We start from the raw sequence: 23,626 nt of genomic DNA on the forward strand, positions 1-23,626 counted from the left end.
GGGGGGTAATCGCCGCTGCCCCCACCCCCTCACCCCACCGCCCCGAACCCGCCGCCGCCCGGCGTCTCCACCACCAGGGCGTCGCCCGGCCGCATCGCCGTGCTGTCCTGGGAGGCCAGCTCCTGCACGCTGCCGTCGGTGCGCTGGACCCAGGTGCGGCCGAGCGCGCCGTCCGCCCCACCCTTCAGCCCGAAGGGGGCGATCTTGCGATGGTTGGCGAGGATGGCTGCGGTCATCGGCTCCAGGAAGCGCAGGCGGCGGATCACGCCGTCTCCGCCACGCCAGCGCCCTGCCCCACTGGAGCCGCGGCGGATGCGGAAGCCCTCCACCAGCACCGGGAAGCGCCATTCCAGCACCTCCGGATCGGTCAGGCGGGAGTTGGTCATGTGGGTCTGCACCGCGTCGGTGCCGTTGAAGCCGTTGCCGGCGCCGGAGCCGCCGCAGACCGTCTCGTAATACTGGTGCCACTCGTTGCCGAAGGTGGTGTTGTTCATCGTGCCCTGGGCCGACGCCATCACCCCCAACGCGCCGAACAGCGCATCGACGATGCACTGGCTGGTCTCCACATTGCCGGCGACCACCGCGGCGGGCGGGTTGGGCGACAGCATGGACCCCGGCGGGATGACGATCTCGATGGGGCGCAGGCAGCCCTCGTTCATCGGGATCTCGTCATCCACCAGACAGCGGAAGACATAGAGTACCGCCGCCCGGCAGACCGCCGAGGGAGCGTTGAAGTTGTTGGTGAGCTGCGTGCTGGTGCCTGAGAAATCGACGATCGCCGAGCGTGCGGCATGGTCGATCGACACCCGCAGCTTGATCACCGCCCCATTGTCCAGCGTCACCGCGAAATCGCCGTCGCTCAGCACGCCGATGGCGCGGCGGACCTGCTCCTCGGCATTGTCCTGGACATGGCGCATATAGGCGATGACGGTGGACAGGCCGTGCAGGCGGACGACCCGGTGCAGTTCGCGGGTGCCCTGCTCGTTGGCGGCGACCTGCGCCTTGAGGTCGCCGATGTTCTGCGCCGGGTTGCGCGCCGGATGCGGGCCGGAGCGCAGGAGTTCCAGCATGGCCTCTTCAAGGAACTGGCCGTTCTCCACCAGCGGCACGCAGTCCATCAGCACGCCTTCGTCGGCGATGGTCTTGCTGTCGGGCGGCATGGAGCCGGGGGTGATGCCGCCGACGTCGGCGTGATGGCCGCGCGAAGCGACGAAGAACAGCAGCTCCTTGCCGGCCTCGTCGAACACCGGGGAAACGACGGTGATGTCCGGCAGATGCGTGCCCCCATGATAGGGGTCGTTCAGCGCGAAGCTCTCGCCCGCGGTGAAGGTCCCGCCGCGCCGCTCGATGACCGCGCGCACGCTCTCGCCCATCGATCCCAGATGGACCGGCATGTGCGGGGCGTTGGCGATCAGCCCGCCGTCGCGGTCGAACAGGGCGCAGGAGAAGTCCAGCCGCTCCTTGATGTTCACCGACCGGGCGGTCTTCTCCAGCGTCACGCCCATCCGTTCGGCGATGGACATGAACAGGTTGTTGAAGACCTCCAGCATCACCGGATCGACCTTCGCCCCGCCCTTGATGCCGGCGGCCTGACGCTGGGTCGCCGGTTCCAGCCGGGTCAGCACCAGATGGTTCTTGCGGGTGACCTCCGCCATCCAGCCAGGCTCGACCACGGTGGTGGAGACCGCTTCGGCCAGGATCGCCGGGCCGACCACCCGGTTGCCGGGCTGAAGCTGGCGGCGGTCGTAGAGCGGAGCCTCGCGGCGCTGGCCGCCGATATGGGTGGCGACGGTGGCGAGCCGGCGCGGCAGCACGGCGGTGGTGGCGGGAAGCTCCGGATCCTCCAGCACGTCGGTCAGGCCGACCGCCTCCAGCGTCACCGATTCGACCTCCAGTTCGGTGCCGGGGGTGAGGAAGCCGTAGCGGCGGCGGTGCGCCTCCTCGAAGGCCTTGGTCATCGCGACCTTGGAGCCGAAGGCCACCGTCAGCGTGGTGTCGGACCCGGCGGCCTTCAGGTGGACGCGGCGGTTGATCGCCTGCCGGTCGGCGGCAACGCCCTGGCGCGCCAGTTCCGCCCGCCCCTCGGTCTCCAGGTCGGTGAACAGCATGGTCAGCCGGTCGACCACGGGGTCGCTCAACGGGCCTTCGACCGCACGCTCGCGGATGGCGACGGTGTCCGCCAAACCGATCCCGTAGGCGGACAGCACGCCGGCCTGCGGGTGCAGGAAGACCCGCGTCATGCCCAGCGCGTCGGCGACGGCGCACACATGCTGGCCCGCCGCCCCGCCGAAGCCGTTCAGGGTGTAGCCGGTGACGTCATAGCCGCGCTCCACCGATATCTTCTTGATGGCGTTGGCCATGTTGTCCACGGCGATGCGCAGGAATCCCTCGGCGACCTCCTGCGGGGTCATCGTCGTGCCGAGCTTCTCATTGACTGTGGCGGCCAATTCGGTGAAGCGGGCCTTCACCACCTCGGCATCCAGCGGCTGGTCGCCGTTGGGCCCGAAGACATGGGGGAAGAAGCGCGGCTGGATCTTGCCGACCATCACGTTGCAGTCGGTGACGGTCAGCGGTCCGCCGCGGCGGTAGCAGGCCGGGCCGGGATTGGCGCCGGCGCTGTCCGGCCCGACGCGGAAACGGGTGCCGTCGAAGACGCAGAGCGAACCGCCGCCGGCCGCCACGGTGTGGATGTGCATCATCGGCGCCCGCACCCGCACGCCGGCCACCACCGCGTCGAAGGCGCGCTCATACTCGCCGGCATAGTGCGACACGTCGGTGGAGGTGCCGCCCATGTCGAAGCCGATGACCCGGTCGAAGCCGGCCATGCCGGCGGTGCGCACCGCGCCCACCACGCCGCCGGCCGGGCCGGACAGGATGGCGTCCTTGCCCTGGAAGCGGCGGGCGTCGGTCAGGCCGCCGTTGGACTGCATGAACATCAGCGGCACCGGCGTGCCGTCGACGCTGAGGTCGTTGGCGACCCGGTCGACATAGCGGCGCAGCACGGGCGAGAGATAGGCGTCGGCCACCGTGGTGTCGCCGCGTCCGACCAGCTTCATCAGCGGGCTGACCAGATGGCTGACCGACACCTGGGTGAAGCCGACCGCGCGGGCCAGCGAGGCGACCTGCCGTTCATGCTCCGGATAGCGGTAGCCATGCATCAGCGCGATGGCGGCGGCGCGGAAGCCCTTGCGGTAGGCCTCCTCCAGCCCGCGGCGGACGGCATGCAGGTCGACCGGCTTCAGCACCCGGCCGTCGGCCATCACCCGTTCCGGCACCTCCACCACATGGGAATAGAGCTGGTCGGGCAGATGGATGTGGCGGGCGAAGATCTTCGGCCGGGCCTGATGGCCGATGCGCAGCTGGTCGCCCAGCCCTTCGGTGATCAGCAGGACGGTCGGCTCGCCCTTGCGTTCCAGCAGGGCGTTGGTGGCGACGGTGGTGCCCATCTTCACCACCTCCACCGTATCTGGCGGGATCGGCTGGCCGGGCTTCAGGCCCAGAAGCTCGCGGATGCCCTGGACGGCGGCGTCGGCATAGCGCTCCGGATTCTCCGACAGCAGCTTGTGGGTGACGACCGACCCGTCCGGCCGGCGGCCGACGATGTCGGTGAAGGTGCCGCCGCGATCGATCCAGAACTGCCATCGGGCGGGCTTGACCTCCGCCGTCCCGTCCATCGCCGCGCCTTGATTCTCAGCCATCGTCGTCGCACCCGCCGAATCCCTGCGCGGCAACCGCACCGCGCGTGGGCCGGAGTTTCGCGATCCGGCAGCGAATTTCAACCGCCAGCGTGCCCCACGCCCATCAGGGCAGCCATCAAGACAGACGGCCGCGGCGGAAAGAACACAGGATCACCGATGATGCGGCCCTCTGGTCAGGCGGCGAGCCGCTATCTTGTCAAGCGGCGAGCCGCTCCGGCCGGACGCCGGGCAGGCGGGCCAGGATGGCGTTGCCGGACAGGATGCTGTTGAAGGCGCCGCTGCCGTCTTCCAGCGCTTCCAGGGCAAGCGAAAACTGGTTGGGCGGCGGCAGTTCGAACAGGGCCGCGACTTCGCCGCCGTCCAGCGCCAGCCGGCCGCCGAAACGGCGGGCCAGTGCACGCATCCGGACATTCCCGGCCAGACACATCATGTGGACATGGCGGATGCCGCGGTTGCGGGCGACCGTCAGGATGCGACGGACCAGCGTGCTGCCGACGCCCTTGCCCTGAAGCTCCGATTCGACGCTGATGCCGAATTCGGCCTGATCGGGCCAGAGGATGCGGTCGCCGCACAGCTCCACCACGCCGCGCAGCACACCGTTTTCGAACGCGCCCAGCAGAACCGTCCGGCCCCAGTCGATGGCAGCGCAATGCCGCTCCACCGCCTCGTCCGACAGCGTGCCGGTGAAGCGGGCATAGCGGTCGGCACGGTCCAGACGGAGGAGATGCGCCCGGTACTGGGGCAGTTCGGTCGGCATGATCTTGCGGATGACAGGCATGGCTCTGCTCACGGTTCTCGAAATTCGAAAACGCATTCGCGCAGAACGTTTTTCCCCAGAACCCGGCGTCGCACGCTCGTGACAAGCGCTTGGCGGTCGCCGTTGTTATCGAAACCGGCGCTCTCTGCGGCGCCCTTTATTGCAGTGCAACATGGCGTCCCGGGCGGAATTCGCAAGCGCTTATTAGAAATTCGCAATGCGAACAATGCTGGCCTGTTGCAGCCGCGCCACAGTTGGCCGATAACCGTACGGCGGCTATGCTGCCGGCCGACAGGATGACGGACGAGCGGAACGCGGAAGGCGGAGCATGAGCATTTGGGGCAGGATCCTTGGCAGCGCGGCCAGCCTGTTCAGCGGCGGGCCGTTGGGCAGCCTTCTGGGCGGGCTTGCCGGGCAGGCGGTGGACCTGTGGTCGCCCTGCGGCCCCGGCGACCAGCGCAGGGCCATGACCGATGCGGAGGCCGAGGAGGCCAAGCAGACCGTCGCCTTCACCATCGGCGTTATCGCCCTCGCGGCGAAGATGGCGCGTGCCGACGGCGTGGTGAAGCGGGTGGAGGTCGATACCTTCAAGCGGCTGTTCCGCGTTCCGGCCGACGAGTTGGCGAATGTCGGCCGAGTCTTCGACCTTGCCCGCCGCGACACCCATGGCTTCGAAGAGTATGCCCGCCAGATCGCCAACCTGTTCGAGGACAGGCACGCGGTGCTGGAGGAACTGCTCGACAGCCTGCTGATGATCGCCGAGGCCGACGACGAGTTGCACGAGACGGAGGTGGAGTATCTGCACGCCATCGCCGTGATCTTCGGCTTCGACGAGGCCGAATTCCGCCGCATCGTCGCCGGGCACCATATGGCCGGCGGCCCGACCGACTCGGACCCCTACGCTGTGCTGGGCGTGGCGCGAACCGCCGGCGACGACGCGGTCAAGGCCGCCCACCGTGCGCTTGTGCGCGAACACCACCCCGACCGGCTGATCGCCCAGGGCATGCCGCAGGAGTTCGTGGATCTGGCGACGCAGAAGCTCGCGCTTGTCAACGCCGCCTATGACCGCATCCGCCGCGAGCGGGAAGGAAGTGCCGTGCTGCTCTAGCATGTCGAGATTCGTCACGATGTGACTGGATTTTAAATTGCTTTGTCATGGGCTTTATCCCTTTTTCTGACGTATCGTCCCCGATGGGGCGGGCGACCGGTTGCCCGCAGGATTTGGGAACGACACGACATGCAACGCACGATCATCCGGACGATCTTCGCTGCGGCTCTGGGAACGGCGCTGGCGGCAGGTACGCTCTGCGCCGCCCAGGCGCAGACCGCCTCCATCGACAGCCCGGTGGTGCTGGGCCAGCCGCTGACGCTGACTCTGGGAGCGCCGCCGTCCGGCACCGACTGTCCGACGCAAGCCGCGGCGCTCAACGCGCAAGGGCTGGTCCTGGTCGCCAACGGCCAGACCATTCCGGGCGCCCGCGCCAGCTTTGGCTGCTCCGCCAAGGGGGAAATGGTGGGCACCGCTTCCACCTCCATCGCCGGCAACGGTGACGATGCGGCGCAGCGGCGGGCGGCATGGCAAACCGCCTTCAGCGGCTTCTTCAGCCTTTCCGGCACCAAGACCCTGCCGATCGCCTTCGGTCCTGCCACCGGCGGCATGAGCACCGCACCGAAGCTGGTCGCCATCCAGGGGGCGAGCGACCGCGACCTCGGGCTGGCCGGCCTGTGGTTCGCGCTTGTGGCGGCTGGGTTTCTGTTCGCCTTCTTCCGCCATTTCGGCCGCATGGATTCGATCACCCCCATTTCCGGCGTGCCGATGCCGGCCGGTTACCGGGCGCCCTACAGCCTCGCCCGCTTCCAGCTTCTGTGGTGGAGCGGGATCGTCACCGCCTCCTACGTCGCCATCCTGACCATCACCGGATCGATGGACACCGTCACCACCGGCACCATGGCGCTGATGGGGATCGTCGGCGGCACCTCCGTGCTCGCGGCCTTCCAGGACCGCCGGCCGGGCGACGACGAGATCCGGCGCCAGCAGCATGCCGCCGCCTACATCGCCGCTGCCGCGGCCAACCCGCCCGACCAGACGACGATGGCCGCGAGCCTGAACGAGGTCTATCCGCCGACGCAGGGATGGCTGGCCGACCTGCTGAGCGATGCCTCCGGCTACAACATCCACCGCCTGCAACTGCTGGCCTGGACCATGGTGCTGGGCATCACCTTCCTCTACGAGGTCACCCGCACGCTGGGCATGCCGGAGCTGTCTGCCAACCTGTTGGCCCTGACCGGCATCAGCAACGGCACCTATTTCGGCTTCAAGATGCAGGAGCAGCAGGTGGCGACGCCGACGGGGCCGGTTCCGGCGGCCGGGTGACGGAGATCGGGTGACGGGAGCCCGGCTCCGCGGGACGCAACCCGCCCAACCGTTTTTCCGGGTCGCGGTGGAGGGGGACGGCGCGCTATAACCCATCCCCTTCCCTTGATTTTCCGGCGCACGAACGGTCCATGGCTCCTCCCGCACCCATCACGGCGCTCCAGGGCGTCTCCGTCACCTTCGGCGGCCGTCCGCTGTTCGACGGCATCGACCTGTCCATCGCCCGCGGCGACCGCGCCTGTCTGGTCGGCCGCAACGGGTCGGGCAAGTCGACGTTGATGAAGGTGCTGGCCGGGATGATCCAACCCGACGGCGGCACCGTCTTCGTCCAGCCGGGCGCCCGACTCGCCTACCTGCCGCAGGAACCGGACTTCACCGGCTGCGCCACCGTCCACGACTATGTCGTGCAGGGCCTGCCCGCCGACGAGCAGGACGAGGCGCACCGGGTCGACGCCGTGCTGGACCGGCTGCAGGTGGACGGCAGCCTCGACCCCCGCACCCTGTCGGGCGGCGAGTCGCGCCGCACGGCGCTGGCCCGCACGCTGGTCGGCAACCCCGATGTCATGCTGCTGGACGAGCCGACCAACCACCTCGACCTCCCCACCATCGAGTGGCTGGAGGAGGAACTGCTGTCCTTCCGCGGCGGGCTGCTGCTGATCAGCCACGACCGCGCCTTCCTGAACCGGCTCGCCAAGCGCACGCTGTGGCTCGACCGCGGCACGGTGCGCGCCACCGACCGCGGCTTCGCCGAGTTCGAGACCTGGCAGGCGGAGGTGTTCGAGGCGGAGGAGGCAGCGGCCCACAAGCTGGACCGCAAGATCGAAAGCGAGATGAAGTGGCTGCGCGAGGGCATCTCCGCCCGGCGCACCCGCAACATGGGGCGCGTGCGCAACCTGCTGGACCTGCGCGCCGGACGCGCGGAGCAGATCAAGGGCGGCCAGCAGGCCAAGCTCGCCATCGCCGAGGCGGAGCGCGGCGGCCGGCTGGTGATCGAGGCGACCGGCATCTCCAAGGGCTTCGACACGCCCGATGGCCGCAAGACCATCGTGAAGAACTTCTCCACCCGCATCCTGCGCGGCGACCGAGTGGGTCTGATCGGGCCGAACGGTGCCGGCAAGTCCACCCTGCTGAAGATGCTGACCGGCCAGCTCGACCCCGACGAGGGCACGGTGAAGCTGGGCACAAACCTCGACACCGCTTACTTCGACCAGCGGCGCGAGGGGCTGGATCCGGAGGACACCATCCGCAAGGTGCTGTGCCCATTCGGCGGCGACGCGGTGATGGTCAACGGGGTGTCGCGCCATGTCGCCGGCTACATCAAGGACTTCCTGTTCGACACCCGGCAGCTGGACAGCCCGGTGAAGGCGCTGTCGGGCGGCGAGCGCAACCGGCTGCTGCTGGCCCGCCTGTTCGCCAAGCCCAGCAACATGATGATCCTCGACGAGCCGACCAACGACCTCGACATGGACACGCTGGACCTGCTGGAGGACGTGCTGGGCGACTATCAGGGCACGCTGCTGCTGGTCAGCCACGACCGCGACTTCCTCGACCGGCTGGTGACCGCCACAATCGCGCTGGAGGGTGACGGCACCGCCACCGAATATGCCGGCGGCTATTCCGACTATCTGGTGCAGCGCCCTGCCAAGGCGGCTCCCGCCGCCGCGGCGGCCAAGCCGAAACCCGCCACGGCGCCGGCGGCCGCGGCCAAGCCGCGCGGCAAGCTGAGCTACAAGGACCAGCGCGAACTGGACGAGTTGCCGGCCCGCATGGACGGGCTGGGCACCGAGATCGCCAAGCTGGAGAAGGCGCTGGCCGACCCCGACCTGTTCACCCGCGACCCCGCCAAATTCCAGAAGACCAGCGAGCAGCTGCACGCCAAGCAGGCCAATCTCGCCGCGGCGGAGGAACGCTGGCTGGAGCTGGAGGCAATGCGCGAGGAGCTGGAAGGCGGCCGGGCATGAGTTTCGCCCACACGCTCCAGGCGCTGGTGGTGATGGCGCTGTGGGGACTGAACTTCGTCGTGGCGAAATGGGCGCTGGCGGAATTCCCGCCGCTGTTCGTCATGTTCCTGCGCTTCGCCCTGGTGGCGGTGCTGATCATCCCCTTCTTCCGCGTGCCGCGTGACAAGCTGTGGAAGATCGCGCTGCTGTCGGTGACGCTCGGCAGCATCCATTTCCCGATGATGTTCACCGGGCTGCAGGGGATCGACGCCGCCACCGCCTCGCTGGCGGCGCAGGCCCAGGTGCCCTTCTCCTCCCTGCTGGCGGCTGTGGTGTTCAAGGACAAGCTGGGCTGGCGCCGCGGCATCGGCATGGCCGCCGCCTTCGCCGGGGTGGCGGTGATCGCGGGCGAGCCGCGGCTGGGCAATTCGCTCTATTCGCTGCTGCTGATCCTGGCGGCGAGCTTCGCCTTTGCGGTGGCGAGCGTGCAGATGAAGCTGATCGGCGCGGTGAACGGCTTCGCCGTCAACGGCTGGATGGCGCTGTTCGCCATGCCGCAGCTGCTGGTCCTGTCGCTGCTGCTGGAGCATGGCCAGATGGAGGCGCTCGCCAACTCCACCTGGGTGGGCTGGGCATCGATCGTCTACATGGCGGTCGCCGTCACCATCATCGCCTATGGGCTGTGGTATCCGCTGCTCGGCCGCTATTCCGTCAACCAGACCATGCCCTACCTGCTGACGGTGCCGATCTTCGGCGTCGCATCGGGCGCGCTGCTGATGGGCGATCCGCTGACGATCAACCTCGCCGTCGGCGGGCTGCTGACTATCGGCGGAGTGGCGGTGATCGTCCGGCGCGGAGCGAAGGCGGTCAACGAGACGGTCACGAATCCGACATGAACGCCATCCGCCGGATCGACCGCCCCTCCCCCAACCATGGCCCTCGGGCCGATGGTGCGCGGGTGGAGCTGTTGATCCTGCACTACACCGGCATGCCGACCGCCGCCCATGCGCTTGACCGCCTCTGCGACCCGGCGGCCCAGGTCAGTGCCCACTACACGGTGGACGAGGACGGCACCGTCTACGCCCATGTGCCGGAAGACCGGCGCGCCTGGCATGCCGGCCGGTCGAGCTGGCGCGGGGCGGAGGACGTGAACAGCCGCTCCATCGGCGTCGAGATCGTCAACCCCGGCCACGAGTTCGGCTACCGCCCCTTCCCGCCGGTGCAGATGGCGGCGGTGGCGGAACTTTGCCGCGGAATCATCCAGCGCCACGGGATCGCCCCTGCCGACGTGCTGGGCCACAGCGACGTGGCGCCCGCCCGCAAGGAGGATCCGGGCGAGTTGTTCGACTGGCCGGGCCTCGCAGCCCAGGGCATCGGCCTCTGGCCCACGCCATCCCAGGCCGAAGAGGGTCCCTTCACCGACGCCGAAGTCGCCGGGCTGCTGGGACGCTATGGGTACGATCCGGCCGAACCTCGGGCGCTGCTGGCCTTCCAGCGCCATTTCCATCCCAACTGCCTGACCGACACCCCCGATGCCGAGACGGTGCGGCGCCTGCGCGCGTTGCTGCGGCTGACGGGGCGGTGATGGCACGCGCGGTCCGTCCGAGAGATTGAATCCCGGTGTGATTTGGGATTTGCCCCCACCGCCGCTTCTCTATATGAACGGTCGCGCCAGATGGCCGGATGGCCGCCTTCGGTTTCGACCGGGGGAGGAAAGTCCGGGCTCCACGGAAACACGGTGCCGGTTAACGGCCGGCGGGGGCGACCCTAGGGACAGTGCCACAGAAAGCAAACCGCCTGGGTTTCGACCCAGGTAAGGGTGAAAGGGTGCGGTAAGAGCGCACCGCGGACCCGGCAACGGGGACGGCACGGTAAACCCCACCGGGAGCAAGACCGAATAGGAGCGGCCCGACCACCGTCCCCGCAACGGGACGGGCGTGGGTCAAGCGCGTTTCCGCGCCGCCGCTCGGGTTGGTCGCGCGAGGCGTCCGGGCAACCGGCGTCCCAGACGAATGGCCATCGCCTGCCCTTCGGGGCGGGATACAGAACCCGGCTTACAGGCCATCTGGCGCTTTTCCCCTACCCATTGCCCAGTTCATCCAAATCCGGAGTCCCCGGTTGGGCGCATGATCCCATGCCGCCCCATGGTGGCACCCTTTTGCCCCCGCGCCGCCCAATCGGATGGTTCGGCATGGGACGGCATGGGCGCTCTCCGGCGTCATCCACAGGGCGCGGGCCATCCCTCCTTCCCCGCATCCCGCAGTTTGCCGGGCTTTCCCGCGGCCATCCCCAGGATGTGCACGGCCCCATCCACATTTTCCCCAGACTAATCCACAGCCGGTGGATAACTGTGGGGCGATTTCCCATGCCGTCCCATGCCGGACCGGGCTTTCCCACCCAAGGTCCTATGCCGTCGGAGGGGGTCGATTCGACGGTGTAACAAACCATGGATCGGTCACATTTTGTTAAAATTTTGGAACATTCGGAGAACCTGTGTGGATAACTTTATCCACATTGGCGGAGTCCAGCGGAATACTGCGAGGATTCCGGAAATTCGTACACCAACTTGCGCAGATGCCACAGCCTGACCCGAAAGTCTTGACACCCCCGTCTGAATACTCGGGGGGCCGTTGACGCCCATGCCGTCCCATGCTATCCCAAGAATGCCCATTTAAGGGGGGCTCTTACCCATTCTGGTTAACACCGGGGGCGGGGGCTGAATGGGCCAAGCGGGGCTAGCGCGGAGCACCCGACCGCGCACGGGGGATAGCAGGGGGGATCGCCGGGCCTATGGCCGTTTTCCTGTCCACATACGTCAACAAAGTTGACAGGAAAGGGCGTGTGTCCATCCCGGCACAGTTCCGGCAGTCGCTTGCCAAGACGTCGGCTCCCAGCACCGTCTATCTCTGGCCCTCGCTGAACCACCAGGCGCTGGAAGGCGCCGACCAGGACTATCTCGACGTCCTCTCCGAAAGCCTCGAATCCCCTGACCTCGATGCCGACGAGCGCGACATGATCGAGACCTTCATCTTCGGAAAGCTGATCCCCGTCTCCTCCGACGCCGAAGGCCGCATCGTCCTGCCCAAGGAGCTGGCGGAGTTCGCCGGCATCACCGAGGAGGCCGCCTTCATCGGCCGCCGCAAGACCTTCCAGATCTGGGAACCCGACGCTTTGAAGGCCCACGAGGCGGCGCTGCGCGAGCAGGTCGTGCGCAAGGACATCTCCCTCAGCCAGATCGTCGCCAAGGCCTCCCGCGGCGCCGCCAGCCGGAGCGGGGAGGGCGCCTGATGACCGATACCCCCATTCACATTCCCGTCCTGCTGGACGAGGTGATCGCGGCACTCGCCCCGCGCGACGGCGGCGTCTATGTCGACGGCACCTTCGGCGCCGGCGGCTACAGCCGCGCCCTGCTGCGGTCGGCGTCCTGCCGCGTGATCGGCATCGACCGCGATCCCGCCGCGATCGAGCGCGGCCGTGCGCTGGCCCAGGAATTCCCGGGCCGGCTGGAGGTGATCGAGGGCCGCTTCGGCGACATGGACAGGCTGCTGGCCGACCATGGCGTCGCGACCGTGGACGGCGTGGCGCTCGACGTCGGCGTCTCCTCCCCCCAGATCGACGAGCCGGAGCGTGGGTTCTCCTTCCGCTTCGACGGCCCGCTCGACATGCGGATGGGACGGGACGGTCCGACCGCCGCCGACGTGGTCAATACCGCCGACGAGGCGGAACTGGCCGACATCATCTATCACCTGGGCGAGGAGCGGATGGCGCGCCGCGTCGCCCGCGCCATCGTCGCCGCCCGCCGCGAGGCGCCGATCGAACGCACGGCGCGGCTGGCCGAAATCATCCGCTCCGTGGTGCCGAAGGGGAAGGGCGACGGGATCGATCCCGCCACCCGCAGCTTCCAGGCGCTGCGCATCCATGTGAACGACGAGTTGGGCGAACTGCGGCGCGGCCTGTCCGCCGCCGAGTCGCTGCTGGCGCCCGGCGGGCGTCTGGCCGTCGTCTCCTTCCATTCGCTGGAGGACCGCGAGGTCAAGGCGTTCCTGCGGGAACGGTCGTCGCCGCCGCCCTCCCCGTCCCGCCATACGCCCGTGACCGCGGTCGCGGCGCATCACCCATCCTTCCGCCTGCTCTCCCGGAAACCCGTGGACCCGAGCGAGGCCGAAGCCCGCAACAATCCCCGCGCCCGGTCCGCCCGGCTGCGCGCGGCTGAACGTACCGAGGCGCCCGCGTTCCCGGCGCCCGGCAAGGAGGCAGCATGAAAGGCAAGACCTGGCTGTTCTGGGGTGGCCTGATCGCGGCCGCCGGTGGCGTGCTGTTCCAGACCAGCTACGACGTCCAGGATCTGGAGGAAAAGCTCGCCGGGCTGAACCGCAAGATCATCCATGAGCAGGAGTCCATCCAGGTCCTGAAGGCCGAGTGGAGCTACCTGAACGATCCGACCAAGCTGGAGCAGATGGCCCAGTCCTATCTGGCGCTGCATCCGACGGAGCCGCGCCAGTATGTGGCGATGGACCTGATTCCCATGCGCCCGGCCGACGCCGTTCCGCCGCCTGCCCCTGCCCTGCCCGGCCAGCCCGGTGCCGCTCCGCTGCCGCCAATGGTCCGCGCGCCCGGCGCCGGCACCTCTCAGGTCGCTTCCGCCCGCGTCCCCGCCATTCCCAACAACACCGCCGCCGGAATCGTTCCGGCCAGCGTGCCGGCGGCCGCGAAGCCGCTGCCGATGGAAAAGGCGCTGGAACGCGCGGCGGTCGTCGTGCCCGCCTCCCTGCCGTCGGGCGGCGGCCTTGCCGATCCGGCTCCCCGCGTCAAGCCCTCCGCCCTGATACCGGGTGCGGCCCGCGCGCCGGTGGAGAAGACCCCTGAGAGGGCGGCGACCGACCGCGCCCCTGGCAAGCTCGCTCCGAACGCCCCGACCGCGCCCAACCGGACGACCGAGGTGGCGACCCGGCCGATGCCGCCGGCCGCGGCTCCGGTTCCCGCGCCCAAGGCTGCGGCGGCCCAGCAGCCCTACCAGCCCAAGCCGACCGACAGCCTGGGCCTGCTCGTCGCGCGTCTGGGGGCCAATCGATGAGCGGTTACGACCACGGCGGCCCGGCCGGTTACGGCCAGCCCGGCGGTGGATCCGGTGGCGGGGTGCCCGGCAGCCCCGGCAGCACCTATGTCCCGCCCCCGGCGCCCTCGCCCTACCAGCAGCCGCCCCAGCAGCCGCCCGCCAAGCCGCGGACGTCGCTGGCCGTCGCGCTGGAACAGAGCCGTTACCGTCTGCTGGTGACGGCTGCCGTGGTCACGACGGTCTTCACCGCGATCAGCGTCAAGCTGGCGATGGCGACCCTGTTCGCCGGCGGCGGCGAGCCGCGCCAGCATGTCGCGCTGGAGGTGGACACCACCACCACCAACCGGGCCGACATCGTCGACCGCAACGGCAACCTGCTGGCGACCTCGCTGGTCACCCAGTCGCTCTTCGCCGATCCCAAGCTGGTCTCGCGCCCGGAAGAGGCTGCGCAGAAGCTGGTCAGCGTCCTGCCGGACATGGACTACAAGGATCTGGTGGGCAAGCTGAGCGGCGATCGCCGCTTCGTCTGGCTGAAGCGCAACCTGACACCGAAGCAGCAGGCTGCCGTCCACCGGCTGGGCATTCCCGGCATCGCCTTCGAGCGCGAGGAGCGCCGCTTCTATCCGGCCGGTCCGCTGGCCTCCCACGTGGTCGGTTTCACCGGCATCGACAACAACGGCCTCGCCGGCATGGAACAGGGCTTCAACAAGCGCCTGACCGAGGATCCCGGCACGCCGCTGCAGCTGTCTCTCGATCTGCGGTTGCAGCATGTCCTGAAAAAGGAACTGACGGCAACCGTGCAGGAGTTCAGCGCCATCGGCGCCGCCGGCATCGTCTTCGACGTGCGCAGCGGCGAAGTCCTGGCGATGGTCTCGCTGCCCGATTTCGACCCGCAGGACCCGACCGGCCTCAACCCCGACACGCTGTTCAACCGGGCGACGCTCGGCGTGTACGAAATGGGTTCGACCTTCAAGATCTTCAACTCGGCATTGGCGCTGGATTCCGGCAAGATCCGAGTGACGGACATGTTCGACACCAAGCATCCGATCAAGATCGGTCGCTTCACCATCAACGAGTATCATGGACTGAACCGCGCCCTGACGGTGGCGGAGGTGTTCCAGCACTCCTCCAACCTCGGTTCCGTGCGCATGGTCCAGTTGATGGGCATCGCGGCGCAGAAGGCCTTCATGACCAAGATGGGCTTCACCAAGCCCACCGGGCTGGAACTGCCGGAAAGCGGCTGGCCGCTGGTGCCCAACCCGTGGCGCGAGGTCAACAGCTACACCATCTCCTTCGGCCACGGCATTTCGGTCAGCCCGATGCACACGGTGGCCGCCGCCGCGTCCGTCATCAACGGCGGCTTCTTCCACAAGCCGACGCTGCTGAAGCGCAATTCTGAGGCAGAAATCCCGACCGAACAGGTCGTGTCGCGCCAGACCTCCGACATGATGCGGCGCATGTTCCGCTTCGTCGTCACCGAAGGAACCGGCAAGTCGGCCGATGTGAAGGGCTATGTCGTCGGTGGCAAGACCGGCACGGCCGACAAGCAGAAGGGCCGGCATTACCAGAAGAACTCGCGCATGTCGTCTTTCCTGGGGGCCTTCCCCATGCACGACCCGCGCTATGTCGTCTATGTGCTGGTCGACGAGCCCAAGGCGACGGCAAAGACCTACGGCTACGCCACCGGCGGCTGGGTCGCCGCTCCGGCGGCCGGCCGCATCATCAAGCAGATCGGCCCGCTGCTGAACGTGCCGACGGTGGACGAGAGTTCGCCCGAAATCCTGAACTCCACCTTCCTGAACGCCGCCGGGTCCACCAACTGGCAGCAGTCCCTGCCTCCCGTCTCCGCCCCACCCCCGTCGAAGGGAAGCACCGTTGCGTCTTTCCCAACTCAGACCAAGCCCCGCTGACGCCACCGCCCGTGGGGCACATAATGTGGCACACGGTGACCCCGACATCGCCGGGCTGACCGCCGACAGCCGCGCGGTCAGGCCCGGCTTCGTCTTTGCCGCCCTGCCCGGCGTGAAGGCCGATGGCCGCGCCTTCATCGCCGACGCGCTTGCCAAGGGCGCCGTCGCGGTGTTGGCGCCCGAGGGCACCGAACTTCCGCCCGGCTCCACCGCCGTCCTGCTGACCGATCCCCAGCCCCGCCTCGCCTTCGCGCGCATGGCCGCCGCCTTCCATGGCGGGCGCCAGCCGGAGACGGTGGTGGCGGTGACCGGCACCAACGGCAAGACCTCCACCGTCCAGTTCGCAGCCCAGATCTGGACGCGGCTCGGCCTGCCCGCCGCCAGCCTGGGCACGCTCGGGTTGCTCGGCCCCGGACTGCAGGGCTATGGCGGGATGACCACGCCCGACCCGGTGTCGCTGCACCGCGACCTCGCCGCCGCGGCGGAGGCCGGCATCGGCCATCTGGCGATGGAGGCGTCGAGCCACGGCCTGGAGCAGTTCCGGCTGGACGGCGTGGCGATCAAGGCGGCCGGTTTCACCAACCTCACGCTGGACCATCTGGACTATCACGGCACGATGGAGGCGTACCGCGACGCCAAGGCGATGCTGTTCGACCGGGTCCTGCCACCGGGCGGCGTCGCGGTGCTGAACGCCGACTCTCCGGAATTTCAACATTTTGCCACCATTTGTAACCACCGTGGTCACCGGGTCCTGTCCTATGGTCTGGCCGGAACCGAGCTTCGGGTGACCGGGGTCGAGCCGCTGGCCCATGGCCAGCGCCTTGCCCTGTCCGTGCTCGGCCGCGACGTGACGGTGGACCTGCCGCTGGCGGGTCGCTTCCAGGCCTGGAACGTGCTCTGCGCGCTGGGACTCGTTATCGGCTCCGGCGGCGACACCGAGCGGGCGCTCGCCACCCTTCCCTCGCTGGAAGGTGTGCCGGGCCGGCTGCAGCATGTCGCGACCCACCCCAACGGGGCGACGGTCTACGTCGATTACGCCCATACGCCCGACGCGCTGGAAACGGTGCTGCGGGCGCTGAAGCCGCATGCCGCGCACCATCTGGTGACGGTGTTCGGCTGCGGCGGCGACCGCGACCGCAGCAAGCGGCCGGTGATGGGGGCGTTGGCGGCCAGACTGGCCGACCGCGCCATCGTCACCGACGACAACCCGCGCACCGAGGATCCCGCCTTCGTGAGGGGTCAGGTGCTGGCCGGCGCCACCGGGGAACTGGCCGGCCGGTTGGAGGAGATCGGCGACCGGGCCGAGGCGATCCGCACCGCGGTGCGGCAGCTTCAGCCCGGCGACGTCCTGGTCATCGCCGGCAAGGGCCACGAGCAGGGACAAACGATCGGCACCGAGGTGCGTCCGTTCGACGACGCGGACGAGGCCCGGAAAGCCGTAGCGGAGGTTGGAGCATGAGCGACGATAAGACGGTCCTCTGGACTGCCCGGGACGCGGCGGCCGCCACCGGCGGGCGTCTGACCGGTCCGGCTGCCTGGACCGCCACCGGCGTCACCATCGACAGCCGCAAGGTGGCGCCGGGCGACCTGTTCGTCGCCATCCGCGGACCGAATTTCGACGGGCACGCCTTCGTCGGCGCGGCGCTGGCCGCCGGGGCCGCGGCGGCGCTGGTCGAGCATGTGCCGGACGGGCTGCCGGCAGATGCGCCGCTTCTGATCACCCCGGTCGACACGCTGGAGGCGATGGCGGCGATGGGTGCCGTCGCGCGCGCGCGCTGCGGCGCGCGGGTCGTCGGCGTCACCGGCTCCGTCGGCAAGACCGGCACGAAGGAGACGCTGCGCCATGTCCTGTCGGCGCAAGGTGCGACCTACGCCACCGAAGGCAGCCTGAACAACCATTGGGGCGTGCCGCTGTCGCTCGCCCGCCTGCCGGAAGCCAGCGCCTATGGCGTGTTCGAGCTGGGGATGAACCATGCGGGCGAGATCGGCCCGCTGTCGCGGCAGGTCAAGCCGCATGTCGCCATCATCACCACGGTCGAAGCGGCGCATCTGGAGTTCTTCTCCGGCGTCGAGGCCATCGCCGACGCCAAGGCCGAGATTTTCGAGGGGCTGGATGCCAGCGGCGTCGCTGTCCTGAACCGCGACAACGGGCAGTATGCCCGGCTGGCCGCCGCCGCGCGCCGCCAGGGCCTGACCCACATCTGGAGCTTCGGCGCCCATGAGGAGGCCGACGCCCGCCTGATCGACTGCTCGCTGCACGCCACCTGCAGCGCTGTGACCGCCGTCATCCGCGGCGAGCGGCTGCAATACTGCCTGTCGCAGCCCGGCCGGCACTGGGTGATGAACAGCCTCGCGGTGCTGCTGGCGGTCAAGGCGCTGGGCGCCGACGTCACCGCTGCCGCCCGCTCCCTGTCCAGCCTGCAGCCGGTCAAGGGCCGCGGCACCCGCAAGCGCATCAAGCTGCCCCAGGGCGCCTTCACGCTGATCGACGAGAGCTACAACGCCAGTCCGGCCGCCATGGCGGCGACGCTGGAGGTTCTGGGCAAGATCGATCCCGGCGCCGGCGGACGCCGCATCGCGGTGCTGGGCGACATGCGCGAGTTGGGCGACCGCGCCGACACGCTGCACATCGCTCTCGCCGAGCCGTTGCGCGCCGCGCAGGTCGACACCGTCTATGCCTGCGGCCCTCACATGAAGGCGCTGTTCGACCGCCTGCCGGAAGCCATGCGCGGCGCCTGGACCGAGACCAGCGTCGACCTGGCGCCCATCGTGACCGCGGCCGTAAAAGGCGGCGACGTTATCATGGTCAAGGGGTCATTGGGCAGTCGTACAGGTCTGGTCGTCGATGCGCTCGCGGCACTCGACAGCGGACGCGAAAGCGAGGACAAAGCCGCCTCCCGAACCACCAACCAGCCGCAGGCGGCCGCGCAAGGCCAGCAAGGCCCGCGAGGCTGACGGACCCAAATGCTCTACAACCTCCTCTTCGGACTGGCCGACGTCTTCACGCCGTTCAACCTGTTCCGCTACCTGACCTTCCGCACCGGCGGCGCCGTGATCACGTCGCTGGTCATCAGCTTCGTGTTCTTTCCGCGCCTGATCGCCTGGCTGAAGCGCAAGCAGGGCGAAGGACAGCCCATCCGTGCAGACGGCCCGGAAAGCCATTTCAAGAAGAAGGGCACGCCCACCATGGGCGGCCTGATGATCCTGATCGCCATGACGGTCAGCACCCTGCTGTGGGGCGACCTGACCAACCCCTATGTCTGGATCGTCCTGCTGGTGACCATCGGCTACGGCCTGATCGGCTTCGGCGACGATTACCTGAAGTTGACCAAGCGCAACACCAAGGGGCTGTCCGGCCGCTTCCGCCTAGGCTGGGAGATCGCCATCGGGCTGGTCGCCTCCGCGCTGATCATGTGGGTGTCCGCCCCGCCGCTGTCGGGCGGCGTCGCGGTGCCCTTCGTCAAGGATTTCCTGATCCAGCTGTCCTGGTTCTTCGTGCCGTTCGGCGCCTTCATCATGGTCGGCGCATCGAATTCGGTGAACCTGACCGACGGTCTGGACGGGCTCGCCATCGTGCCGACGATGATCGCGGCCGGCTGCTTCGGCCTGATCTCCTACCTGTCGGGCAATGCGATCTTCGCCAACTACCTGCAAATCCACCATGTGCCGGGTTCCGGCGAACTGGCCGTCTTCTGCGGCGCCCTGGTCGGCGCCGGGCTGGGCTTCCTCTGGTACAACGCCCCGCCGGCTATGGTCTTCATGGGTGATACCGGGTCGCTGTCGCTGGGCGGCGCGCTGGGCGCCGTCAGCGTGGTGACGAAGCACGAGATCGTGCTGGCCATCATCGGCGGCCTGTTCGTGCTGGAGACGGTGTCGGTGATCGTGCAGGTCGCGTCCTTCAAGCTGACCGGCAAGCGCGTGTTCCGCATGGCGCCGCTGCACCATCATTTCGAGAAGAAGGGCTGGGCCGAACCGACGGTGGTGATCCGCTTCTGGATCATCGCCTCGATCCTGGCGCTGGTCGGCCTGTCCACGCTGAAGCTGCGCTGAGGGGGGCCTAAGGCGATGATCGACCTGTTCTATATGCAGGAGCTGCCCGTCGCGGTGATGGGGCTGGGCAAGTCCGGCCTCGCCACCGCCCGCGCGCTGCGCGACAGCGGCGCCGAGGTGCGGGTGTGGGACGACAACCCCGCCTCCCGCGCCGCGGCGGAGGCCGAGGGCTTCGCCGTGGTCGATCTCGCCACCGCCGACCTGTCGGACCTGACCACCATCGTCTGGTCGCCGGGTATCCCCCACACCTTCCCCAAGCCGCACCCGGTCGCCGAGCGTGCCAAGGCGATGGGGATCGAGCTGATCTGCGACATCGAACTGCTGGGCCGGGCGGAGCGCGACTGCGCCTTCATCGGCATCACCGGCACCAACGGCAAGTCGACCACCACCACCCTGATCGGCCACATCATGGCCGCCGCCGGGCGCAAGGCCGCCGTGGGCGGCAACCTGGGCACGCCGGTGCTGAGCTTCGACCCGATCGGGTCCGGCGGCACCTGCGTCCTGGAGATGTCGAGCTACCAGCTGGAGCTGACCCACTCCATCACCTTCGACATCGCCGTCCTGCTGAACATCACGCCCGACCATCTCGCCCGCCATGGCGGGATGGAGGGCTACATCGCCGCCAAGGCGCTGATCTTCCACCGCCAGACCTGGCCGCGCACCGCGGTGATCGGCGTGGACGACGAGCATTGCCGGACGATCCACGCCGACCTCGTTGCGGCCGGCGACCAGCGCATCTGGCCGGTCTCCGCCCTGGGGCCGGTCGCGGGCGGCGTCTATGCCGCCGACGGCTGGCTGGTCGACGACACCGACGGCGCGGCCGAACGGGTGGTGGAGCTGTCCACCCTGCCCACCCTGCTGGGCACCCACAACTGGCAGAACGCCGCCGCCGCCTTCGCCGCCTGCAAGGCCGCCGGCCTGCCGGTGCCGGCCATCGTCGCGGCGATGGCGACCTTCCCCGGCCTCGCTCACCGGCAGCAGCTGGTCGGCGAGGCGGACGGCGTGCGCTTCGTCAACGACAGCAAGGCGACCAACGCCGACGCGACGGAAAAAGCGCTGGCCACCTTCGACCCGATCTACTGGATCCTCGGCGGACAGGCCAAGGACACCGGGCTGAACGGGTTGGAGGGCTATATGGGCCGCGTCCGCCACGCTTTCCTGATCGGTGAGGCGCAGGAACAATTCGCCGCATGGCTTGACGCACAAGGTGTTGCTTATACACGCTGCGGAACGCTGGATATCGCAACCGCGAAGGCGGCCGGTCTGGCTCTGGCGGAACGGCTGGAGGGCGCCTGCGTGCTGTTGTCGCCGGCCTGTGCGTCCTGGGACCAGTTCGCCAACTTCGAAAAGCGCGGAGAGGCTTTCTCGGCCTATGTCGCGGGCATACTCGGCGCGCGCGATGCGACGAGCGGGGGCGCTGCATGATCACCTTCGACCGTACCGACCAATCGATCTTCGGCCGCTGGTGGTGGACCGTCGACCGCTGGCAGTTGGGCGCCATCGCCCTGCTGATGTTCCTCGGCACGGTCCTGATCACCGCGGCCAGCCCGCCGGTCGCCGAGCGCATCGGCATCCAGGACACCTTCTATTTCGTCGAACGCCATCTGATGATGCTGATCCCAGCGGTCATCATCATGGTCGGCGTCTCGCTGCTCAGCCCGCGCGGGGTGCGGCGGGTGGCGCTGGGCGTGTTCCTGTTCTCGGTGCTGCTGGTCTTCGCCACCCTGGTGGTGGGCATGGAGATCAAGGGCGCCCGGCGCTGGATCCACATCCCCGGCCTGTCGATCCAACCGTCGGAGTTCGTCAAGCCTGCCTTCGCGGTGGTGGCGGCATGGCTGTTCTCGCTGTCGCGCACCAATCCCGGTTTTCCCGGCGCGCTGGTGTCGATCGTGCTCTACGGCATCACCGTTGCCGGCCTGATCCTGCAGCCCGACCTGGGCATGACCTTCGTCGTCTCCGCCGTGTGGTTCACCCAATTCTTCCTGGCCGGTCTGAACCTGGTGCTGGTGATGGGGCTCGGGGGGCTCGGCGTGGTCGGGCTGATCGGCGCCTATTACACGCTGCCCCACGTCACCAGCCGCATCGACCGCTTCCTCGACCCGAATGCCGGCGACAACTATCAGGTCAACCGGTCGCTGGAGGCTTTCGCCAACGGCGGGCTGATGGGCACCGGACCTGGCCAGGGCACGGTGAAGTTCTATCTGCCCGACAGCCACGCCGATTTCATCTTCGCCGTCGCCGGCGAGGAGCTGGGGCTGATCTTCTGCCTCGGGTTGGTGGTGCTGTTCGCCTTTGTCGTCCTGCGCGGATTCGCACGGGTCTTCAACGACAACAACTACTTCGTCCTGCTGGCGACCGCCGGCCTTCTGATCCAGTTCGGACTTCAGGCGGCGATCAACATGGGATCGTCCTTGCATCTTATGCCGACGAAGGGCATGACCCTGCCGTTCATTTCCTACGGCGGCTCTTCGCTGCTGGCACTCGGGTTCGGCATGGGCATGGTTCTGGCTTTGACACGCAAACGCTTCGGCCCCGCGGAATGAGGAGGCCGACGGATTTGGATCCCGCAGCGCACAAGGTGATCGTTCTGGCCGCCGGCGGCACCGGCGGGCATATGTTCCCGGCGGAGGCGCTGGCGCGCGAGCTGCTGGCCCGCGGCCGTGCCGTGACGCTGGTCACCGACAAGCGCGGCCATGCCTTCGGCGACAATCTGCCGGAGGTGCCGGTCCACCGCATCCGCGCCGCCTCCCCCGGCGCCGGGATCGTCGGCAAGCTGAAGGCCGCCCTGCAGATGGGGATGGGCCTGCTGGAGGCGCGCGCCCTGATGCGGCAGCTCGCTCCCGCGGCGGTGGTCGGCTTCGGCGGCTATCCGTCCGTCCCCACCGTCTATGCCGCCATCCAGTCCAAGCTGCCGGCCCTTCTGCACGAACAGAACGCCGTTCTCGGCCGCGCCAACCGGATGCTGATCGCAGGCGCCCGCCGCATCGCCGTCGCCTTCCCCGGAATCGAAAAGCTGGGCGAGGCGCAACGCGCCAAGATCGTCCGCACCGGCAACCCGGTCCGCCCCGCCGTCGCCGCCCGCCGCCTCTCCCCCTACGAGGCGCCGCAGCCCGGTGGTCCCGTCCGTTTGCTGGTGATGGGCGGCAGCCAGGGCGCCCGCGTCTTTTCGGAGGTGATCCCTGCAGCGCTGGCCCTGCTGCCGGAGGACCTGCGCGCCCGCATCCATCTGGCGCAGCAATGCCGCGCGGAAGATCTGGAAGCCGCCCGTGCCGCGCTGGAGCCGCTGGGCCTTGCCCGGCTGGAGTTGCAGACCTTCTTCCGCGATGTGCCGGAACGGCTGGCCGCCTGCCATCTCGCCGTCACCCGCGCCGGGGCCTCCACCATCGCCGAGCTGACCTGCGTCGGCCGTCCGGCGATCCTGGTGCCCTACCCGCACGCCACCGACGACCACCAGACCGCCAACGCCCGCCATCTGGCGGAGGCCGGCGGCGCCTGGCTGGTCCCGCAGCCGTCCTTCACCGCCCAGGCCCTGGCCGACCGGCTGTCCGCCCTGCTGGCCGACCCGCAGGCGCTCACAGCATCGGCGCAGGCCGCCCATGGCTGGGGCACCGCCGACGCCGCAAGCTCCCTGGCCGACGCCGTTCTGGCGATGCTGGATGGCAGCACCGGGGCAAACCGCTCCGCCGACGCCGGCTCCAACCAGACCGACCCGACAAAGACCAACCACGACCGATCCCACAACGCCCGGCGGGCCGTCGCCGGCGCCAGCGCCAAGGGGGCCGCGGAATGATCAAAGCCAGGACTCTGACCCGACCGACGCCGCGCCCGCTCCAGGATTGGC

The 23,626-nt window shown here is 68.9% G+C and carries 17 protein-coding genes and 1 other RNA gene; 16 read left to right on the forward strand and 2 right to left on the reverse strand.

Annotated elements, in window-relative coordinates; genetic code table 11:
* Nucleotides 1–29: 29 nt before the first annotated feature.
* The gene (locus tag ACWPKK_RS08355) at nt 30–3,698 is read right to left on the reverse strand and encodes a hydantoinase B/oxoprolinase family protein (RefSeq protein ID WP_452002737.1); all 3,669 of its coding nucleotides are present in this window, start codon (nt 3,696–3,698) and stop codon (nt 30–32) included.
* 196 nt (nt 3,699–3,894) lie between these two features.
* Entirely contained in the window at nt 3,895–4,476 is a 582-nt protein-coding gene (locus tag ACWPKK_RS08360) for a GNAT family N-acetyltransferase (RefSeq protein ID WP_452002739.1), read from the reverse strand.
* A gap of 307 nt (nt 4,477–4,783) precedes the next feature.
* Here ACWPKK_RS08360 and ACWPKK_RS08365 point away from each other — a divergent pair, with 307 nt between their 5' ends.
* The 16 genes from ACWPKK_RS08365 to murG all read left to right on the forward strand — a co-directional run bounded on the left by ACWPKK_RS08365 (nt 4,784) and on the right by murG (nt 23,575).
* Nucleotides 4,784–5,563, forward strand: a complete 780-nt coding sequence (locus tag ACWPKK_RS08365; protein ID WP_452002742.1) for a TerB family tellurite resistance protein — start codon at nt 4,784–4,786, stop codon at nt 5,561–5,563.
* Nucleotides 5,564–5,692: 129 nt separating this feature from the next.
* Nucleotides 5,693–6,829 (forward strand): hypothetical protein, encoded by a 1,137-nt coding sequence (locus ACWPKK_RS08370; protein ID WP_452002745.1) that lies wholly within the window; start codon nt 5,693–5,695, stop codon nt 6,827–6,829.
* Between the two features lie 131 nt (nt 6,830–6,960).
* A complete protein-coding gene (locus ACWPKK_RS08375) occupies nt 6,961–8,790 on the forward strand; it encodes an ATP-binding cassette domain-containing protein (protein ID WP_452002748.1) in 1,830 nt (609 codons plus the stop codon).
* Complete coding sequence (locus ACWPKK_RS08380) at nt 8,787–9,665, forward strand: DMT family transporter (RefSeq protein ID WP_452002751.1); 879 nt, start codon at nt 8,787–8,789, stop codon at nt 9,663–9,665. The genes ACWPKK_RS08375 and ACWPKK_RS08380 overlap by 4 nt, the downstream gene beginning before the upstream one ends.
* Complete coding sequence (locus ACWPKK_RS08385) at nt 9,662–10,354, forward strand: N-acetylmuramoyl-L-alanine amidase (protein ID WP_452002754.1); 693 nt, start codon at nt 9,662–9,664, stop codon at nt 10,352–10,354. Before ACWPKK_RS08380 ends, ACWPKK_RS08385 begins: the two co-directional genes overlap by 4 nt.
* An 86-nt stretch (nt 10,355–10,440) precedes the next feature.
* Nucleotides 10,441–10,842, forward strand: an RNA gene (gene rnpB / locus ACWPKK_RS08390) — RNase P RNA component class A.
* A 768-nt stretch (nt 10,843–11,610) separates the two neighbouring features.
* Nucleotides 11,611–12,057, forward strand: a complete 447-nt coding sequence (locus ACWPKK_RS08395) for a division/cell wall cluster transcriptional repressor MraZ (protein WP_014248340.1) — start codon at nt 11,611–11,613, stop codon at nt 12,055–12,057.
* The gene (rsmH, locus tag ACWPKK_RS08400) at nt 12,057–13,031 is read left to right on the forward strand and encodes a 16S rRNA (cytosine(1402)-N(4))-methyltransferase RsmH (RefSeq protein ID WP_324871153.1); all 975 of its coding nucleotides are present in this window, start codon (nt 12,057–12,059) and stop codon (nt 13,029–13,031) included. Before ACWPKK_RS08395 ends, rsmH begins: the two co-directional genes overlap by 1 nt.
* Nucleotides 13,028–13,843, forward strand: coding sequence for a cell division protein FtsL (ftsL, locus tag ACWPKK_RS08405; protein ID WP_452002758.1), 816 nt, complete (start codon nt 13,028–13,030; stop codon nt 13,841–13,843). Before rsmH ends, ftsL begins: the two co-directional genes overlap by 4 nt.
* A complete protein-coding gene (locus tag ACWPKK_RS08410) occupies nt 13,840–15,735 on the forward strand; it encodes a peptidoglycan D,D-transpeptidase FtsI family protein (RefSeq protein ID WP_452002761.1) in 1,896 nt (631 codons plus the stop codon). The genes ftsL and ACWPKK_RS08410 overlap by 4 nt, the downstream gene beginning before the upstream one ends.
* Nucleotides 15,701–17,194 (forward strand): UDP-N-acetylmuramoyl-L-alanyl-D-glutamate--2,6-diaminopimelate ligase, encoded by a 1,494-nt coding sequence (locus tag ACWPKK_RS08415; RefSeq protein ID WP_452002764.1) that lies wholly within the window; start codon nt 15,701–15,703, stop codon nt 17,192–17,194. The genes ACWPKK_RS08410 and ACWPKK_RS08415 overlap by 35 nt, the downstream gene beginning before the upstream one ends.
* Entirely contained in the window at nt 17,191–18,690 is a 1,500-nt protein-coding gene (locus ACWPKK_RS08420) for a UDP-N-acetylmuramoylalanyl-D-glutamyl-2,6-diaminopimelate--D-alanyl-D-alanine ligase (RefSeq protein ID WP_452002766.1), read from the forward strand. The genes ACWPKK_RS08415 and ACWPKK_RS08420 overlap by 4 nt, the downstream gene beginning before the upstream one ends.
* A 9-nt stretch (nt 18,691–18,699) precedes the next feature.
* Nucleotides 18,700–19,785 carry a phospho-N-acetylmuramoyl-pentapeptide-transferase gene (gene mraY, locus ACWPKK_RS08425; RefSeq protein ID WP_324871157.1) on the forward strand — a complete coding sequence of 362 codons (1,086 nt, stop codon included), beginning with the start codon at nt 18,700–18,702 and terminating at the stop codon, nt 19,783–19,785.
* 15 nt (nt 19,786–19,800) lie between these two features.
* Entirely contained in the window at nt 19,801–21,210 is a 1,410-nt protein-coding gene (gene murD, locus ACWPKK_RS08430) for a UDP-N-acetylmuramoyl-L-alanine--D-glutamate ligase (protein WP_452002769.1), read from the forward strand.
* On the forward strand, nt 21,207–22,328 hold the full coding sequence (locus ACWPKK_RS08435; RefSeq protein WP_324871159.1) for an FtsW/RodA/SpoVE family cell cycle protein: 1,122 nt from the start codon (nt 21,207–21,209) through the stop codon (nt 22,326–22,328). Before murD ends, ACWPKK_RS08435 begins: the two co-directional genes overlap by 4 nt.
* Nucleotides 22,325–23,575, forward strand: coding sequence for an undecaprenyldiphospho-muramoylpentapeptide beta-N-acetylglucosaminyltransferase (murG, locus tag ACWPKK_RS08440; protein WP_452002771.1), 1,251 nt, complete (start codon nt 22,325–22,327; stop codon nt 23,573–23,575). The genes ACWPKK_RS08435 and murG overlap by 4 nt, the downstream gene beginning before the upstream one ends.
* The last annotated feature ends 51 nt before the right edge of the window (nt 23,576–23,626 follow it).

The sequence above is a fragment of the Azospirillum largimobile genome, assembly GCF_977007025.2.